At 61.5% G+C, this 18,169-nt stretch carries 15 protein-coding genes; 3 read left to right on the top strand and 12 right to left on the bottom strand.

Annotated elements, in window-relative coordinates; translation table 11 throughout:
- Positions 1–80: 80 nt before the first annotated feature.
- Genes CI603_RS03460 through CI603_RS03450 form a run of 3 tightly spaced genes read right to left on the bottom strand, consistent with a single transcriptional unit; the run spans position 81 to position 3,131 of the window.
- Positions 81–938: a carbohydrate ABC transporter permease gene (locus CI603_RS03460; protein WP_121913054.1), complete on the bottom strand. Its 858-nt coding sequence runs from the start codon at positions 936–938 to the stop codon at positions 81–83.
- A complete protein-coding gene (locus tag CI603_RS03455) occupies positions 935–1,864 on the bottom strand; it encodes a carbohydrate ABC transporter permease (protein WP_183122227.1) in 930 nt (309 codons plus the stop codon). Before CI603_RS03455 ends, CI603_RS03460 begins: the two co-directional genes overlap by 4 nt.
- Positions 1,865–1,877: 13 nt before the next feature.
- Positions 1,878–3,131: an ABC transporter substrate-binding protein gene (locus CI603_RS03450; RefSeq protein WP_121913053.1), complete on the bottom strand. Its 1,254-nt coding sequence runs from the start codon at positions 3,129–3,131 to the stop codon at positions 1,878–1,880.
- Positions 3,132–3,316: 185 nt separating this feature from the next.
- On the opposite strand from CI603_RS03450, the gene CI603_RS03445 reads away from it, so the two are divergent.
- A complete protein-coding gene (locus CI603_RS03445) occupies positions 3,317–4,351 on the top strand; it encodes a LacI family DNA-binding transcriptional regulator (RefSeq protein WP_183122226.1) in 1,035 nt (344 codons plus the stop codon).
- A 67-nt stretch (positions 4,352–4,418) separates the two neighbouring features.
- Here CI603_RS03445 and gndA read toward each other — a convergent pair whose 3' ends face one another.
- The 3 genes from gndA to CI603_RS03430 form a co-directional block, all read right to left on the bottom strand.
- Positions 4,419–5,885: an NADP-dependent phosphogluconate dehydrogenase gene (gndA, locus tag CI603_RS03440; RefSeq protein WP_121913051.1), complete on the bottom strand. Its 1,467-nt coding sequence runs from the start codon at positions 5,883–5,885 to the stop codon at positions 4,419–4,421.
- A gap of 112 nt (positions 5,886–5,997) precedes the next feature.
- The gene (locus tag CI603_RS03435; RefSeq protein WP_121913050.1) at positions 5,998–8,319 is read right to left on the bottom strand and encodes a KUP/HAK/KT family potassium transporter; all 2,322 of its coding nucleotides are present in this window, start codon (positions 8,317–8,319) and stop codon (positions 5,998–6,000) included.
- Between the two features lie 175 nt (positions 8,320–8,494).
- Entirely contained in the window at positions 8,495–9,451 is a 957-nt protein-coding gene (locus CI603_RS03430) for a TatD family hydrolase (RefSeq protein WP_121913049.1), read from the bottom strand.
- 198 nt (positions 9,452–9,649) lie between these two features.
- Between CI603_RS03430 and CI603_RS03425 the strand changes: the two genes are divergently transcribed.
- Positions 9,650–10,714: a glycoside hydrolase family 43 protein gene (locus tag CI603_RS03425; RefSeq protein WP_121913048.1), complete on the top strand. Its 1,065-nt coding sequence runs from the start codon at positions 9,650–9,652 to the stop codon at positions 10,712–10,714.
- Here CI603_RS03425 and CI603_RS03420 read toward each other — a convergent pair.
- The 5 genes from CI603_RS03420 to CI603_RS03400 form a co-directional block, all read right to left on the bottom strand.
- The gene (locus CI603_RS03420) at positions 10,668–11,369 is read right to left on the bottom strand and encodes a YesL family protein (protein WP_046322320.1); all 702 of its coding nucleotides are present in this window, start codon (positions 11,367–11,369) and stop codon (positions 10,668–10,670) included. The genes CI603_RS03425 and CI603_RS03420 overlap by 47 nt on opposite strands.
- On the bottom strand, positions 11,366–12,280 hold the full coding sequence (locus CI603_RS03415) for a family 43 glycosylhydrolase (protein ID WP_121913047.1): 915 nt from the start codon (positions 12,278–12,280) through the stop codon (positions 11,366–11,368). The genes CI603_RS03420 and CI603_RS03415 overlap by 4 nt, the downstream gene beginning before the upstream one ends.
- A 4-nt stretch (positions 12,281–12,284) precedes the next feature.
- Positions 12,285–13,244, bottom strand: a complete 960-nt coding sequence (locus CI603_RS03410) for a carbohydrate ABC transporter permease (protein ID WP_046322317.1) — start codon at positions 13,242–13,244, stop codon at positions 12,285–12,287.
- 24 nt (positions 13,245–13,268) lie between these two features.
- On the bottom strand, positions 13,269–14,237 hold the full coding sequence (locus CI603_RS03405) for a sugar ABC transporter permease (protein WP_110424922.1): 969 nt from the start codon (positions 14,235–14,237) through the stop codon (positions 13,269–13,271).
- Between the two features lie 86 nt (positions 14,238–14,323).
- Positions 14,324–15,970 (bottom strand): extracellular solute-binding protein, encoded by a 1,647-nt coding sequence (locus tag CI603_RS03400; protein WP_259465463.1) that lies wholly within the window; start codon positions 15,968–15,970, stop codon positions 14,324–14,326.
- Between the two features lie 289 nt (positions 15,971–16,259).
- On the opposite strand from CI603_RS03400, the gene CI603_RS03395 reads away from it, so the two are divergent.
- Positions 16,260–17,354, top strand: a complete 1,095-nt coding sequence (locus tag CI603_RS03395; protein ID WP_121913046.1) for a LacI family DNA-binding transcriptional regulator — start codon at positions 16,260–16,262, stop codon at positions 17,352–17,354.
- On the opposite strand, the gene CI603_RS03390 is transcribed toward CI603_RS03395, so the two are convergent.
- Positions 17,336–18,067, bottom strand: a complete 732-nt coding sequence (locus CI603_RS03390; protein ID WP_121913045.1) for a hypothetical protein — start codon at positions 18,065–18,067, stop codon at positions 17,336–17,338. The two genes, CI603_RS03395 and CI603_RS03390, sit on opposite strands and share 19 nt — an antisense overlap.
- Positions 18,068–18,169 lie beyond the last annotated feature (102 nt).

Here is an 18,169-nt window from a genome sequence, read left to right as displayed (position 1 = left end):
CTCCGATCCTTCATGAGTGCGGCGGCCGGAACCTGAACCTCCGACCGCCGCCATTGACTGTGACCTTCCAACTGGCCGCCTTACCCCTTGACCGCTCCGGCAACCAGTCCGGAGACGATCCACTTCTGACAGAAGATGAAGAAGATGAAGACCGGGATCAGGGCCAGGACCGTAATGGTCATGAAGCTGGGCCAATCAGTCGTGAACTGGCCGACTGCGTTGTAAACCTGCAGAACGATGGTGCGCAGGTTGGAACTGCTGATGAAGACGTTGGCCGTCATGAAGTCATTCCAGGTCGACATGGTCTGGAAGACCACCACCGTAGTCAGTATGGGTCTGATCAGCGGCAGGACGATGCTCCAGAAGATCCTCAAGGGTCCGGCCCCGTCGATCCTGGCGGCCTCAATGACCTCAAAGGGCAGGGACTGCATGTAGCCCACGATCAGGAAGTAGCAGAAGACCGCCCCGCCCAGGTACATGACAATCAGGCCCAAGAGCGTGTTGACCAGCCCCACGCTGGACTCCATCCGATAGAGGGGAATCAGTGTGGACTGGGTGGGAATGACGAAGGCGATCATGAGGATCACTCCGATGCCCGAAGTGAATATCGACTTGCGCAAAATCATCCCGTAGGCAGCCAGAGCTCCGATCAGCACCTGGAAGAGGACACCGAAGAAGGTGACGATCAGGGTGTTGATTAGGCTGCGGACGATGGGCACCGTGGCGAAGGCCCGCGTGTAGTTGCGCAGCGTCCACTGCTTTGGCAGGCCCAGCGGATTGGTGGCCATGTCAGGGATGGTCTTGAAGGTGTTGATCAGGATGTACCAGAGGGGCACAGCGCAGATCAGGGCAATGATCAGCACCACCACGCTTCTGACCACCGAACGCCGCCGTTCCCGCTGACTCAGGGTCAGGGTCGAGCTCTTGCTGCTGCTCATTGGAACCTCCTGGAAATCAGGCTGGCGGCGCCCATCTGAGCGAAGACCACGAGTGCCGTGGCCACGGTGAACAGGACCGCCAGGGCCGAACCCAGCCCATACTGGGACTGGCCGATGCCCTGCTGAATGATGGACTGGGTCACCGTATAGGTGGAGTACCCGGGGCCGCCCTTGGTCATGGTGTAGGGCAGGTCGTAGACTTTGAGACCGCCCGACATGAGCAGGAAGCTGGAGGTGACGATGCCTGGGATCAGCTGGGGCAGGGTGATGTGGACGAATTGCTGGCGGCTGCTGGCCCCGTCCACTGTGGCCTGCTCATAAAGGTCTCCGGGAATGGACTGCAAAAAGGCCAAGTAGAGGGTGGCATGCCAGCCGATCTGCGCCCAGACGGCGATGAAGATGACGCAGCACCGGGCCAGGGTCGAGTTGGACAGCCAGGGCACCGGTCCCAGGCCGAAGACACCGAGGATGGTGTTGAAGACGCCTGACTTCATGGGTGAGAAGATGTACTTCCAGACCATGCCCATGATGGCCAGCGAAGGCACGCTGAAGAAGAAGAACAGGGAACGGGCGAAGTTGCGGCCCCAGAATTTCCGGTTCAGAGTGACGGCCAGGGGGATGGCGAAGATGGTCACCAGGACAGTCTGGGCCACGGCGTACAGGATGGTGAACACCAGGCCCTGCATGGTCGAGGAATCGGTGAACACGCTGTGGTAGTTCTTCCAGCCCACATAGTGCATGTTCAGGCTGTAGCCGTTGAAGTCGGTCACCGAGTAGATGATGGTCTGCACCAGCGGCACTGCGAAGAGGATGACGAAGACGGCCAGTATTGGCAGGAGGAACCAGAAAGAGGTCAGATCCTGCCGCAGACCGACCATGCGCCGTCGATGGGCGTTGGCACGCTCTGCCGAGGATTGGGAAGCCATGTTCCAGCCCTTCCTACTTGACCGAGGCCATCTTGTCGTCGATGGCCTTGGCCCACTGATCTACATTGATGGACCCCTGCACCAGCTGCTGGGTTTCGGACTGACGGACCGTGGTCAGCACATCCGGCTTGGCGTAGAAATTCATAACCAGGAAGTAACGACCTGGCCGCACACTGGTCCGGTAGACTTCTTCGTACTCGGGCTTGACCTTGGCCTTGAACCCCTGGACGGTGATGACATCCCCGCTATCCGCCGAATGTTGCAAGGCCCAGCGGCCGTCCATGAAGGTCAGGAACTTCCTGGCCGCCTTGAGCTTGACTCCCTTGAGATGTGAGTAGATTGCGTAGGCAGGCGAAGGTGATCCTTGGGCGTAGTTAGGCATGCCCTCCTCCATGAGCGGCATGGGGGCCATGCCCCACTTGAATCCGGACTGGCTGATGGAGGGCAGGTCCCAGGGCCCAGTGCAGATCATGGCCACCTGTCCGTTGATGAACTGGGTCTTTCTGTCGTCGCCGCTGATGCCCACTGTGTCTCGCGTGGACAGGCCCTGGTCATAGAGCTTCATCCAGGCCGCAACTGCTTCGCGCTGATCGCTGCCTGGCTGTTGTGGGCGGCGGTCAATCAGGCTGTTCACATCCACCTTGTCCCTGGCCAGCTGAGAACCCAAAAAAGCGTCGGGAATCTGACTGGGAGCGTCAGCGATGCCCTCAAGGAAGGGCGTGACCCCGGCGGCCTTGAGCTTCTTGCACAGCTGTAGGAAGCCGTCCCAGGTCTCGGGCACTTTTTTGGCGCCTACCTTGGCCAGCAGGTCCTTGTTATAGACGATTCCGGAAGCCCAGGAGGACACGGACATGCCGTAGACCTTGCCTTGATGACTGACGAAGTCCTTATTAGCCTGGGAGATGTTGCGCATGAAGGGCTCATCGGTCAGGTCGCGCACGTAGCTGTTCTTGATCAGGTCAGCCTTGTTCTCGGAGGTGATGACGAACACATCCGGGGCCTGATTGCCGACCAGTCGGGTCTGCAGGGTCTGGACGTACTCAGCGGTCGGCGGCGAGTAGCTGAAGTCCACCTTGATTTCTGGGTTCTCCTGCTCGAATTGGTCGATGTATGGCCTCATCGTCTGTTCGTTGTTCCATGACAGGAAGGTCAGCGTGGTCTTGGACCCATCAGCACCGCCACCGGCTCCACAGGCTCCCATGGCCGACACCAACATACCGACCCCCAGCACCGCAGCTATGCCCTTCCATGCTCGCTTCAGCTTCATGACTCCTCCTTGCAATCAATCCTCTGAACATCCGTCCGGGCTGTTCAACGTCGAGACCCGGGAATTGACACGATTCAACTGCTATCAAGATATGGTATAGCACGTTGGTTGAATCGTGTCAATCACATGAAGATAAGGCCACCCACGTGCCTAAGATAATGGCTGAACCACGGGAAAGGTGCGAAATGGTGACGATGAGCGACGTGGCCAAGGAGGCTCAGGTCTCTCGGGCCACTGCCTCCTATGCCCTTCGAGGCGATACACGCATAGCGGATGACACCAGGCGCAGGGTCCTGCTTGCAGCCCACAAGCTCCGCTACTCGGCCAATCTGTCGGCCAGAAGCCTGCGCTCAGGCAAGAGCGGCATCATCGGGGTGGCCATCTTCGAGCTGGACAAGCCCTACCCTTCGCAGATGAGTGCGGCCATCTCGCGGCAGATCAACGCGCACGGCATGCAGGCCATCATCCAGCAGACCTCCAACTCCAAACAGGACGAGGTCTCCATCCTCCGGCATGTCACCAGCCAACTCTGCGACGGCACCATCTTCAGTCCAGGCAGCATCACCAATGAGGAAATGCAGGAGCTGGCCGACGGCAAGCCTCTGGTCCTGCTGGACGACCCCTCAGCCGAGCCGGTCTTCGATTCGGTCATGACGGCCGGATTCGAGGGAGCCTCCATGGCCGTGCGGCACCTACTGGACTGCGGATGCCGACGAATAGGCGTGGTGGGTGCCGACATGACGGCCAGCACCGATCCGGTCCAACGGCACTCGGTACGCGGCCGCAGGGTGGCCGGCTGCTTGAAGACTTTGAAAGACGCCGGAATCAAGGCCCGCTCCAAAGACTTCCTGACCCTGGACCGCTGGGACGGGGAATTGGCCCGGGACTTGGGTCATCATCTGGCAGAGACGTCCGACCTGCCCTTTGACGGCATCTTCTGCATGACCGACTCCCTGGCCCTGGGCCTGATCCGCGGACTGCACGAATGCGGCGTGGAGGTCCCCCGGGACATAGCCGTCGTGGGATTCGACGGTATCCAGGAGGGAGAGTCCTATATACCTTCGCTGACCACCATCAGCACCGACAAGGAGGACTTGGCCCGCAAGGCAGTGGATGCCCTCCTGGCCCGTCTGCAGGGCGGCGACGATAATCATCCTCCCACCAGGACGACCGCCGCTTGTCGGCTGGTGATCCGGGAATCCACAGCCAAGATTCGATAACAGATTGACAAAAGGGTCCGCGCTGCCGTCTTAGCGGCTGCGCGGACCCTTGCGATTCCGGCGAAGCTCAGTCCTGCTTGATTTCGGACTTGTCCTCGGCCCAGAGGGTGTGGAAGACGCCTGGCTGATCTACGCGCCCATAAGTGTGAGCGCCGAAGAGGTCACGCTGGCCCTGGATCAGGGCGGCGGGAAGCCTATCGGAACGCAGCCCGTCGTAGTAGGACAGAGAGCTGGCGAAGACGGGGATGGGGATGCCGGCCTGGGTGGCACGGGCCACAACACGCCGCCAGGAATCCTGGGCCTGCTCGACAGCCTGCTTGAAGAATGGATCGAAGAGCAGGGAGCCCGGCTCACGGCCAGAGGCATAAGCATCGGAGATCCGGTTCAGGAACTTGGCTCGAATGATGCAGCCGCCACGCCAGATGCGGGCGATGGCACCCATATCCAGCTTCCAGCCATAGACTCGGGCTCCCTCCTGCATCTCGTTGAATCCCTGGGCGTAGGCCACAATCTTGGAAGCATAGAGGGCCTGGCGAATGTCCTCAATGAAGGACTTGCGGGCCTCGGGGTCGGCGGCCAGATCAGCCATGACGGCCTTGGGCTGCGGACCCTTCAGGCCCTCCTGGGCCGCCTGGCTGCGCAGCTCGGGCGAGGAAGAAAGTCCCCGGGCGAAGACGGCCTCGCCGATGCCGGTCACGGGCACGGCAAGGTCCAGCGCGGTCTGCACGGTCCAGGTGCCGGTGCCCTTCATGCCGGCCTGATCGGTGACGATGTCGATGAAAGGCTTGCCGGTGGTGGCATCGGTGTGGTGGAGCACCTCGGCTGTGATCTGCACCAGGTAGGAGTTCAGATCCCCCTGGTTCCACTCTTCGAAGACCTGGGCGATGTCCTCGGGTTCCATGCCCAGGCCCCTGCGCATCAGATCATAGGACTCGGCAATCACCTGCATGTCTGAGTATTCGATGCCGTTGTGGACCATCTTGACGAAGTGGCCCGCCCCATCGGTGCCAATGTGAGTGACGCAGGGTTCGCCATCGACCTTGGCGGCAATGGACTCCAGGATGGGTCCCAGGGTCTTCCAGGACTCATCGGTCCCACCAGGCATCATGGAGGGCCCCAAGAGGGCGCCCTGCTCGCCGCCGGAGACGCCGCAGCCCACGAAGTGCAGCCCACGGGCCCGGATGGCCTTCTCCCGGCGGATGGTGTCCTTGAAGTAGGCATTGCCGGCATCGACGATGATGTCTCCAGGCTCCATCAGGTCGGCCAGGTCGTTGATCATCTGGTCGGTGGGATCCCCGGCCTTGACCATGATGATGGCTGTGCGGGGCTTGGACAGCGAGGCCACGAACTCCTGCAGCGTCTTGGCCGGAACGAAATGGCCCTCCTGACCATGATCGTTGATCAGGGTCTCGGTACGCGAATAGTGGCGGTTGTAGACCGCGACTGTATTGCCGTGCCGTGCCAGGTTCCTGGACAGGCTGGCACCCATGGCGGCCAGACCCACGACTCCGATATTGGCTTGAGCTTGTGTCATCACATCACCTTTCGACGGTAGCCCGGAAAGGCCGGGCACCAGGTTCCATGCCGTCAATTCTATGGCCCGGACCCGATTTGGGCCAAGCTCCATGGGGTGAGATTCCACTCAATCAGCCCTTGTGATGCTTGCCGCCCTTGATCTTGCGGGGTGGCAGGACCACGCGCGTCAGCTTGGGAACCGCTCGCGTGGAGACGAACAGGGGCTGCACCTCCACGATGGGGTTGTAGGGAGCCAGGCCGAACCACTTGATCGGCGAACCAGCCACCTTGCGGATGGCGTACTTGACCTTCAGCGAGAAGGCACCACGGGAGTCGATCTTGGACTCGGGCATCAGGGCCTTGTGGACCAGCACATAGGTGACTGTGCCGATCTGCGGGTCCTCGTCCACCTTGGGGTAGATGGAGGGCTGCTTGGGCAGTTCGCCGCTGTCGATCAGCTCGTGCATGATCTGGTGCAGGTAGGTGGCCACATTCTGGTCCACCTTGAAGCCCAGCCTCATGCGCACACGGAAGAGGTAGTTAGTACCGAAGTTCTCCACCGAATACTTGCGGGTATAGGGGGCATCCGTGGTCTGGACCGAGACCGCCCACCAGGCGCGAGCACGCTTGGGCCGGTTGGCGAAGATGGAGAAGAAGATGTCGGTGTCCAGCCGCCGCATCTCAGCGTCCGAGGTCAGGTAGACAAGATTGTCCGCATAATAGGGGACGCGGAAGTCGTTGTGGAGCATCTCCAGAGCGGGCAGGCACTCCTTGGCCGTCATATGCCGGCGCTGGGAGCGCTCCACCTTGGTGCCCACGTCCCAGGTGTACATGATGTAGAGGATGGCCGCAGTCAGCAGCATGGTGAACCAGCCACCGTGCATGAACTTGGCCATGGAGGCCATGAAGAAGAGGATTTGGATGGCCAGGAAGACCAGGGCGAAGAGCAGGGAGAGCGCCCGCTTGCCGTCGTGCCAGATGTAGTCGGCCAGCAGGACGGTAGTGGTGATCATGGTCACTGTCAAAGCCAGTCCGTAGGCGGCCGAGATGTGCTCGGAATCCTTGAAGATGGCCAGCACAGTCAGTGTTGCCACGCACAGGACCCAGTTGATGGTGGGGATGTAGAGCTGACCACGGGTGCGCGCCGGGTAACGCACCTGCAGATGGGGCATCCAGTTGAGGCCCGTGGCCTCCGAGACCATGGTGAAGGCGCCCGTGATGAGGGCCTGTGAAGCGATGACGCCGGCCGTCACCGACAGGAGAACCGCCACGTAACGCACGGTGGTGGGCATCATCTGGAAGAAGGGGTTGAGCCCGTCCACACCCTGCAGGGCCTTATTGTCACTGTTGCGCAGGATCCAGGCCCCCTGGCCGAAGTAATTGAAGACCAGGGCGACGTTGATGAAAGGCCAGGTGGCATAGATGTTGCCGCGGCCCACGTGACCCATATCAGAATAGAGAGCCTCGGCTCCCGTGGTCGACAGGAAGACCGTGCCCATGATGGTCAGGCCCACCGGATTCTGCGGACTGAAGAGGAAGCGAATCCCGTAGACCGGGTTCAGCGCCTCGAAGATGGACCAGTCGTTGCCGATGCAGTAGATGCCGATCAGGGCCAGGAAGGCGAACCAGACCATGACCACGCTGCCGAAGACCTTGCCGATCCGTTCGGTTCCGCGCGACTGAACCGCAAACAGGATCAGGATGATCACGAAGGTGATGACCATGGTCAGGTTCCCGTTCTCACGGAAAATCGGAGTCAGGACGGGGATGGTCTTGAGTCCTTCGACTGCCGAGGATATGGAGACAGCAGGAGTCAGCACCGAATCAGCCAGGAAGGCTGCGCCGCCGACCATGGCAGGGATGGCCAGCCATTTGCCGTAGTGCCGGACCAGGGTGTACAGGGCGAAGATGCCGCCCTCGCCCTTGTTATCGATGCGCATGGCCACCAGAACGTATTTGACCGTGGTAATCAGCGTGATGGACCAGAAGACCAGGGAGAGCATGCCCAGCACAGCCGCCCTGTCCACACGGGCCATACCGCCTTGCCCGGCCACGAAGGCCTGCATGGTGTACAGGGGCGAGGTGCCGATGTCGCCGTAGACCACGCCCAGGGCCACGATGCACATGCCCAGGCTGATCCTGTCTGGCGAGGACTGCACCCGCCTCCACCAGCGGCCCAGAGGACCCTTCGGCGGGGTACGGCGACGCTGGGCCGCCCTCTGGGCTTCGCGCCGGACCCGCTTGAGCTCGTTCTCCTCTTCCCGGGTGCGGGATTTGGCCGAAATCTTAGGAGCCTTGGTGAAACTCTCCGGAGGGAGAATCGATTCTTTCGTCAGCCGACCCTTACGAGAGGCCGCCGTCGGCTTCGCCGCTTTTTCGCCGGATAACCGGGGTGGTTCGTCAGCGCCCCTGCCATCATCCTGAGCCGCTAACTCATGCCGCTCATCCGCCATAGAGCCCTCCATCGGCCAATGCCTTCACTCATCTACTTCCGGGTGCCGTATGTTGCTGTTTGCGCACACGTGCGACGACAACCGTAGCACTGTCCCCCCACACTCGGCAGGGGCGATTCAGACCGCGACACACCATAAGCTTAATCCCGGCCTGGCACCGTCCGTCGGACATCCCTCATAGGCCATAAACACGGCGCGTGGTGGCTGCCGTCGCTTTGGCCACCTGGGCCAGAGGGCAGTCCAAGGCATCGGCCATGGCTCGCAGGGTGTAGGGAATCATGTAGGGGGAGTTGGTACGCCCCCGATAGGGCATGGGACTCAGGTAGGGCGCATCGGTCTCCACCATGATGTGGTCCATGCCGACCACGGACAGGGCCTGGCGGATTCCCTCGTTGCCCTTGTAGGAAACCGTTCCCGAAAAGCTCAGATACCAACCGTGTTCGGCGGCCACCTGGGCCATCTGTGCATCCCCCGAATAGGAGTGGAAGATCGTGCGCTCGGGAGCGCCGTCCTTCAACAGGGTCTCAATGACCTGCCGATGGGCGTCGCGGTCGTGGATCTGCATGGGCAGACCCAGCTCCTTGGCCAGGGCGATGTGGTCGCGGAAGGCCTGCCGCTGGATCTCTTCGGCCCCCTGACCGGTCCGGTAGAGGTCCATGCCCGTCTCCCCGATGGCCACCACCTGGTCGGGATAAGCGCGAGCCAGGCGGGCGACCCCCTCAAGCGCCTGCTCGAAAGAAACCTCATGCCAGGGCTGATATTTCAGTGGCAGTCCGTCCGGTCCCGGCACCCCTCGATGGCCGTGCAGAACGGCCTCATTGGGATGGATGGCCAGAGCCGCGTGAACCACCCCGGGATGGGCCAAGGCCAGGTCCACAGCCGTCTGCAGGTGGGGCAGCTCGCAGCCCACGTCGATGGCCCCGACCACGCCCACGGCCTGGGCCCTTTCCAGCTGCTGGTCGACCGTGCGGACGGGGACCGGATCCTGCCCGCGCTCCCTGGCCTGCCGATCCATCTCCTGGGCGAAGGGGACCACAGAGGCCATGTGGGTATGATCGTCGATGACTCCAATGCCTTCGGGCAGCGGCTCGGGGTCGGGAGCCCAGCTGCGGTCGCGATGATGCCTGCTCATGGTCCACAGTCTAAGAACCCGTGCGGCCCAAACCACGACCCGCCCGGACGGCCGGCTCTGCCAAAAGGAAGGTCGGCAGCTAGAATCGCCCATGACGGCCTTGGAACGGCCGGAACGGAAGAGCGAAGGAGCACCCGCCGTCCGTCCGCCAGTCCCCAGCCGCCACGGTACCGTTGCCGTAAGCAGGAAAGGTGGAACATGTCTACGGATTGTCAACCCTCGTCGGAGGCGACCAGCGCCTACCTCTTCGTCCACTTCACCGGACACGAACAGGCCGAGACGGACGAGCAGCTCTACTTCGCCCTTAGCCGCGATGGCCTGCACTGGCATGATCTGCGGGCCCAGTCAGACCCGGTGCTGACCTGGAGCGAGGGCGAGGGCGGCGTGCGCGACCCCTATGTCGTCCGGGGACCGGACGGCCTCTTCCACATCATCGCCACCGATCTGTCCGTCTACCACAGGGGCGGCTGGCAGGAGGGCCGGGCCACCGTGAACGGATCCACCGGCCTGGTCATCTGGGATTCGCCTGACCTGGCCCACTGGGGCAGGCCCCGCCTGGTGGATGTGGCCTCGGCCATTCCCAAGGCCGGCATGGCCTGGGCACCGGAGGCCTGCTGGGATGCCGACAGGGAGCAATGGATAGTCTTCTGGGCCACGGCGGCGGCCGACAGCTCCGAAGACCCGGCTGCAGCCGACCTGGCCAACGAGCTGGGTGACGGCGTCAACATGTACTACGCCACCAGCACTGACCTGATTACCTTCTCCCGCCCGGTAAAGTGGATCGACCGCAGCAACGGGATCATCGACACAACCATGCTCAAGGCGCCCGACGGCTGGTGGTACCGGGCCTCCAAGGATGACCAGATCACCCTGGAGCGCACGCGCAACCCCTATGCGGTCACCCATGAGCTGGTGCGCACGGACGACGACCAAGCCTGGTCCTACCTATCCAACCTGACCGACATCTTCGGCCAGGGGCGCTACTCCTCGCGCTATCTGGAGGGCCCCGAGCTCTTCCTTTACAACGATGCCGATGCCGCTGGACCCGACGGCCGGACCATGCCCTTCGGCCTGATCTGCGACCAGTTCATCGAGGGCCGGGGCTACCTGCCCTTCCGCTCGGCTGATCTGTCATCCAGGCGGCAACAGGACTGGACCTTGGTCAACGACATGGACTTCGGCCGACTGACCAAGCGCCACGGATCCATTATGCCCATCACCGAGAGCGAGTATCGGATTTTGAAGCGGACCCTGACCCGCTGACCCGCTTTTTGGCGGGTTCGAGCACATGGACATCCATGCCCGGCAGCCGTCCCCAGGAATAAACGGCGGCCATGTCTGCAAAGAGCGGCACGGCCAGGCCGAAGGTCACGGCCAGACCCGGCCAGGTGTAGTAGGCCCAGCCCGTGATCATGAGCAGGGCCAGGACCATCAGCGAGCATAGGGGACGCCCCACCACCATGGACAGGGCGGTCCGGGCCGCCCAAAGCGGGCCCTCGTCGAAGTTGGACCGCACCGGCCAGCTGAGTAGGACGAAAAGCCCGTACAACAGGTTGAGCAGGAGGAGCAGGCCGGAGACCACCGGTGTCAGGGTGCCCATGTCATTGGTCATGGTCAGCCAGTACTCCCAGATCAGGAGTGCCCAGACCAGGAACTGGGGCCATCCGAAGCGGTTGGCCGCAGCCAGCTCTGAGCGCCAGGCCCGGTGGAAGGTCATCCAGGTCTGCTTGACCGTCCATGAGCGGTCTTTCAGGTCCAGCAGCCAGGTCCGGTACGTGGTGCAGGTGGCCGCCATGGAGGGGAAGAATCCGACTAGGACAAGTCCCAGCAGAGTATGGGCCAGAAAGGCCACATGGACCACGAATATCATCATGATGATTCGGCATAGGAACTCGTATCCCACTGCGAAGCGCTTCATCGCCACCCCTTTTCTGGATTCCATTGTTCCCGCCAGAGCAGACGAACGCAACCGTCGTTGATCAATATGGGCAAGGTCACCAGCGGGGATTCGCCCAGATGATCCGGCCGCCACCGATCTCCGATGTACAGGCAGGGCATGGCCGGATCATCCGACAGGGGCACGATGGCGTCGCACTGCGACTGGTAGGTCTGCGTCCCCAGAGGCGCCACAGGCTTCCACGGGCTCCATGGACCGCGCAGGTCCCGCGAAACTGACACCATGTTGTCGTTGCAATCCCAGCCGGTCAGCTGCGAACCGAACCAGTAGTACCAGCCGCCCCGGTGCAGGAGGATGGGGGACTCATAGCCGAAGCGGCCGTCCTGGCCACGCAGACAGACCAGATCCTCCACCAAAGACAGGTAGTCCCTTGAGAGCCGGTAGATGTGGGTTCCCTGATCCCGGTCCTCGGAAACCAGATACCCGCTGCCATCCTGGTCCTGGAAGGCGAAGATGTCGCGGCTGGCATTCATGCCAAACCGCATGGTTGAAAGGGGCCGGAAGGGTCCCTCGGGCCGCTCGCTGACAGCCGTGCCCACATGGGCGTAACGGTAATCCCCCTCGCCTTCCACATGCAGGTACATGACATAGATACCGTTGGCCGAACAACGCAGGACCCTAGGGCGCTCCACAATCCGCCCCGGAGAGGTCATCCCTCCCGGAGCCCCCACTGGCAGAGCGCAGCCCAGGTCGTGCCAGTGGACGAAGTCCTCAGTGGCATAGCAGCAGATTCCCCCGAACCGGCTGCCCCCGGTCTTGATCTCGCCATAGGCCAGCCAGCGGCTGCCATCCTTCAGCATGCCAAGAGCGTGCAACTGGGCCACAGACCCATCCGCCCGCCTGACCAGCTGCACACCCGGTATGAGGCTCATGGTCTCATCCCTTGACCGCGCCGATCATGACACCCTTGTTGAAGTATTTTTGCAGGAAGGGGTAGATGATCAACAGGGGCAGGGTGGATACGATGATGACGCCATACTTGATCTGGTCAGCCAGCTGTTGCTGCTGCAGGACGTTCTGGCCGCCGTTGCCGCTGCCCATCTGGTTGGTCTGGTTGGCCAGCAGAATGGACTGGAGGACGTTCTGCAGAGGCTCCTTGGCCTCCTGGCGGATGTAGATCAGACCGGTGAAGTAGTCGTTCCAGTGGCCCACGAAGTAGTAAAGGCCGATGACGGCGATGATGGCCGAGCTTAGGGGGATGACGATCTTCATGAAGTAGCCGAAGTAGCCCAGTCCGTCGATTCGCGCCGCATCATGCAGATCCTCGGGTATGGATGTCTCAAAGAATGAACGGGCGATGATCAGGTTCCAAACGCTCAAGGCACCAGGCAGGATGAAGACCCACATGCTGTTGAGCAGGCCTAGCTGCTTGTAGAGCAGGTAGTTGGGGATGAGCCCGCCGGCGAAGTACATGGTGAAGGTGAACAGGAAGAGCAACACTCTGCGGGGCTTGAACTCCAGGCGTGACAGGGCGAAGGCCGCAGGCATGGTGACCACCAGGTTCAGAGCTGTACCCAGGACGGCGTACAGGACCGTATTTCCATAGCCGGTCCAGATGCGGGCATCCTGGAAAACCCTCTGGTAGCCGGCCAGCGTGAAGCCCACGGGCCAGAGCGTGACCCGCCCCGAGGAGACCGCCCCCTGGTCGGACAGGGATGCGACCACGATGAACCAGAGCGGGTAGATGACCGCCAAAAGAATGACGGCCAGGAGCAGGGCGATGACGATATCGACGGCCATATCCCCCGGCTTCAGCTGCTGTCTGGTGTGCTTGTTCCATGGAATGGCCCCAGGGTCCGCCTTGGGTGCCGGTTGCGCGACGTTGCTGCTAGTCATGATGACGCTCCTTATCCTGCACAATCAGAAGATGCTGGTGTCGGTGACCCGCTTGGATATCCAGTTGGCCGCGACCAGGAAGATGAAGTTGATGACCGTGTTGAACAGGCCTATGGCCGTTCCGTAGCTGAATTGGAAGGATTGGATGCCGATCTTGAAGGTATAGGTGGATATGACCTCGGAACCCGGCAGATTCATGGCGTTCTGCATCAACCAGACCTTTTCGAAGCCCACGGACAGTACCGAGCCCATGTTCATGATCAGCAGGACCACGCAGGTGGGCATGATGGTGGGCAGGTCCACATACCTGATCAGCTGCAGCCGGCCTGCCCCGTCCATCTTGGCAGCCTCATAAAGGGACAGGTCCACCGAGCTCAGGGCCGCCAGATAGATGATGGCGTTCCATCCGCAGTGCTGCCAGACCTCGCTGATCCAGTAGATGGGCGCCACGGCACCGGGGCTGTCCAGGACGTTGTCCTTGCCCAGGAAGCGGCCGATCAGTCCGGTATTGGGCGTCAGGAAGATGTTGAGCATGGCCACGATGACCACGGTGGAGATGAAATGGGGCATGTAGGTGATGGTCTGCGCGAATCCCTTGATCCGCTGCGAGCCGATCTGGTTGATCAGCAGGGCCAGAATGATAGGGGTGATGAACCCCAGGACCAGCGTCCCAAGGCTGATCTTGAAGGTGTTGATCATGGTGGAGGCAAAGAGGGGCGACTGGAAGAACTGCCTGAAATATTGCAGTCCCACCCATCGGCCCCCGGTCAGCCCCTTGGCAGGGACAAAGTCCCTGAAGGCCAGCTGGATGCCATACATGGGCACGTATGCGAAGAGCACGGTGAAGCCCAGAGCCGGCAAGGCCATGAGCCAGAGCTGCCAATATCGTCGGAAATGCCAGGCCAGCCGCCTATGCAGAGGCCAGGTTTTCCGCACCTTGTCGTTATCCACCACCTGTGCGTCGCTACCGCGATCGATCGCTTCCTTGTCCACACGCACCTTCAACCTCCTTGCCAGAGGAGCCGGCGATCGGCCATCCTGCAGAGCCGACCGCCGGACCCCTATCCGCGCCGATTGGCTTACTTGACCTTGAAGGCCTTGTCGTAGGCCTTCTGCCAGATCGTGGTGTTCTTTTCGATCTGATATTTCTTCAGATTGCTCTGGAAGTCCTTCCAGGCGGCATCATCCTGGACGCCCCCCTTGGCCAGCCAGTTGGAGACCACAGGCACGGCGTAGTTGAACAGGGCGGTGTTGTTGTTGGCCACGGTGTTCTGATCAGCCTCGCTGATACGCACATAGATAGGCATCATGTCCCGCTCGTGGTCGTAGTGCTTATACTGCTCCTCATAGGCCTTGTCCACGGCAGCCACATGATCCATGCCCCGGTCGCCCTCAACGGTGACCGCATCAGGAACCCAGCCAGCCAGCCGGTCTTCCAGGGCCGGAATCTTGGCCGCGTCCTGGGCCTGGTGGAACTTGTCGGTGACCCGGTAGGCGTGCGGGCCGGTCTTCTCAAGGTACTTATCGGTCAAGGAACCGTAGAGCTGCTGGACGGAGTACTTTTCGGAATAAAGCAGGTTAATGACCTTCAGTGCGGCATCCTTGTTGGTCGCATTGGCGGACATGGCCATGTGGTAGTCCTCGAAGCGGTTGGCCTCGCGTGAGCCGTCCCAGACCACCTTGTCAGCGGAGACCCCGTCGGCCGCAGGCACTGGGATGCTCTCATACTGCTGGGCCATGGCCGACCCGTAGGATCCGAAGGCAGAGTCGTCCCAGCCGAAGACCATGCCTACCTTGGCGGTCTGCCCGTCAGATTGGTTTCGGGCGTTGTACTTGTCGTCCTTGGCTGTGACCCAGTCAGAGGGGGCCCATCCCTTCTCGACCATCTCACGGTAGAAGGCGATGACCTGACGGAACTGGTCGGTCTGCATCCAGTTGCCGACCTTGCCGTCGCGCAGATAGATCCCCTGCTGCGAGGGTCCGGAGTTGAAATGGGTGACGATGCCGGTCGAATTCATCATCAGGAAGGGGCTCCACCAGTCACCGATCTTGCCGGTGACCAGTTCCCGCGGGTTGAAGGCGATCTCGTCGGCCTTGCCGTTGCCGTTGGGATCGCGGGTTTTGAAGGCCTCCATGACTGTACGCATCTCGTCCCAGGTGGTAGGGGCCTTGAGCCCCAGTTTCTCCAGCCAGACGCGGTTGATCATCAGATGCTGCCCCGAGGCCAGGAACCCCTTGGTGCGGCTGGATGGCAGGACACGGACCTTGCCGTCTACAGTGACGAACTTGCGGGCTGTGGGCTGCTCCTTGAAGAAGCGCTTGACATTGGGGAGCTTGTCCAGGTCATCTCCCAAGGTCTCGAAGGCTGAAGGATTGCGGACGGCATCGTCCGGATTGAAAGCCCTGATGTTCAGATCGTCGATCTCGCCAGCAGCCAGCGAGGCATTCTTCTGCTGCCCCCAGGCGTCATCGCTGACTTCGTGCCACTGGATGGAGCAGTCGCAGTCGGCGGCCAGCTCCTTGGCCCAGGTCATGTCGGCCATCTTGGTTTCGTTGGAGTTTTTCACCACCAGTATCTTGACTATGGGCCGTCCCTTGTCATCGGTGGAGGAGCCCCCCCCCCCCCGCCACAGGCGGCGAGAGTGCCCGCCATGGCTAGTGCCGACAGCACGGCCAGGCCCTTCATTATGGTTGCCTTGGTTGTCATCATCAGTCTCCTTCTCCATTCCCGGCCCTTGAAAGGCCTGGCAAGCGGATCGGGTCTACAGGACCCCGGCTGCTTTGCCTACGCATACGTCTTTGCATACTTGCAGAGGGTGAAACCTGTCGTCATCCCATAGGAATCGTAACGATTTGATTATGCAATTCTCGCTGCCCCCTTGTCAAATCATCGCTGTTGTGGGCGCGTTCGGCAGGTGATGGACATAGAATTATTGCAACGATTCGATAGGCGGGTCGACCTATGGGACCAGACTTGACCCGTCGGTTCCTGGTCATTCGCAAGGAGGCGAAGCGGTGGTAACACTCAAGGATGTGGCGGATGCCGCAGGCGTATCCCCATCGACAGCCTCGGCGGCCCTGCGCGGCATGGACATCGTCAAACCCCTTACACGCCGCAAGGTCATCAGACAGGCCCAGCGACTCCACTACTCCACCAACGTATCCGCCCGTGCCCTGCGCTCGGGCAGGTCAGGCATATTCACCTTGATTGTGCCGGACTTGGAAAACGGCTACTACGCCAGGCTGGCCAACTCCCTATCCAATCGGCTCTTCGCCAGGAATCTGAAGCTGATCATCCAGGTCAGCCAGTACAACAAGACCAAGGAGCTCCGCCAAATCCAGGAGCTGCGCTCGTCCATGTGCGACGGACTCTTCGTCTGCTCCACCCACAACAGCGCCCGGGAGATCCAGCAGGTGGCCAACGGACTGCCTGTCCTGCTCTTTGATGACATGAGTGTGCAGAACCAAGCCTGCTACGACTCCATCGAGACTCCCAGCAGGGACGGAATGTCCGCCGCCATACACCATCTGCATGCCTGTGGGCGGCGGAGAATCGGCGTGGTGGGCGGCCATCAGGGAGCCCTGAGCGCCAGCCATGCCCTGAGCGTGACCCTGCGGCGGAACCGCTACCGGCAGGCCCTGGACACCATGCAGGACCTGGGCATGGATACTTCCCAGGCCCTGGTCGCCTGCGACTGGTCCACCCCGGCCGGACGGCGGACGGCCCATGCCCTGGTCCGCCAGGGCATGCCCTACGATGCCCTCTGCTGCATGAATGATGCCCTGGCCCTTGGCGTCATCCGAGGCCTGGCTGAATGCGGAGTGCGGGTGCCCGAGGATGTCGCGGTCACCGGCTTCGACGGGATTGAACCGGGAGCCTACTCCGTCCCCACCCTGACCACCGTGGCAGTGGATTTCACTGAGATGGCGCGGATGGCCGTCTCCATGATGCTGGACCATGTCGGTCAGCAGGAGGGCCATGAAGATTCGGGCCGAACCCCTCGCCGAGTGATTGTGGGCTACCGTCTGCTGGAGCGGGAATCCACCCTGGGAATCCATGCTGCAAGCACAGTTCAAAGGGACCCGGAAACTCAGTCGAAATCCATATAGTCAACGAAGGCCCGGACGTAGGATACGGTGTCGGCTATGTTGCTCAGTCCCAGGACGGCATGCTTGGGCAGACCGGGCACCTGTTTCCAGCGAGATGATCGGGAGAGATCCAGACCCATTGCATGGGACGGGTTCGATACCTGCCGGCCCTTGGAATCCACCAGTACGCCCTGGCTGGCCAACCGCCGAAGGTCGCCGCCCTTCAACCCTTGCGAGGGCTTAGCCACCAGCCCACGCTTGCACAGAGTCGGAAAGAGGCCCGCGGGGGCGATCACCATGTTGATCTGGCCTGCAGTGACCCGGGTCAGGGCCTTGGCCGAATCGTCGTAGCCCTGGCCATTCAGCGTCAAGGTCGCCTCTATATCGACCAGCCGACCATCCTTGATTCCCTGGTCGCGCATAAATCCCTGTTTGAGGCGATCGAATCCCTCCTCATGGGCGCTCATGTTGAAGCCCTGAACTGAAATAAGCGGGTCCGGTGGCCTGGTCAGTCTGGTGACGACCAAGCCGATCAGCAGGGCCAGTACCAGACCAGCGGCCAGAACACCAGGAAGGAAGTGCTGGGCGAAGTAGGGCCAGCGCTTGGCCGGCGGCAATTGCCTGAAGATGGTCCATTTGGACTGTCCGGCGTGGGGATCCGCCGATGCCAGAACCCCCAGGGCATCCTTTTGGTCGGAGCTAAGCCCATACCGATCGCCCTGACGCTCATCCATGCCTGACCTCCCCATCCGCTACGCTCACCAGCCCAGTCTAAATCCAGAATGAACAAGGGGCCGACGGAGGTGGTCATCCCCCATCGGCCCCTTGGGCACCAG

Source organism: Bifidobacterium sp. wkB338, from assembly GCF_003688325.1.
Classification (GTDB): domain Bacteria; phylum Actinomycetota; class Actinomycetes; order Actinomycetales; family Bifidobacteriaceae; genus Bombiscardovia; species Bombiscardovia polysaccharolytica.
The sequence above is the reverse complement of the archived record's forward strand: the minus strand, read 5'-3'. Positions and strand labels throughout refer to the sequence as shown.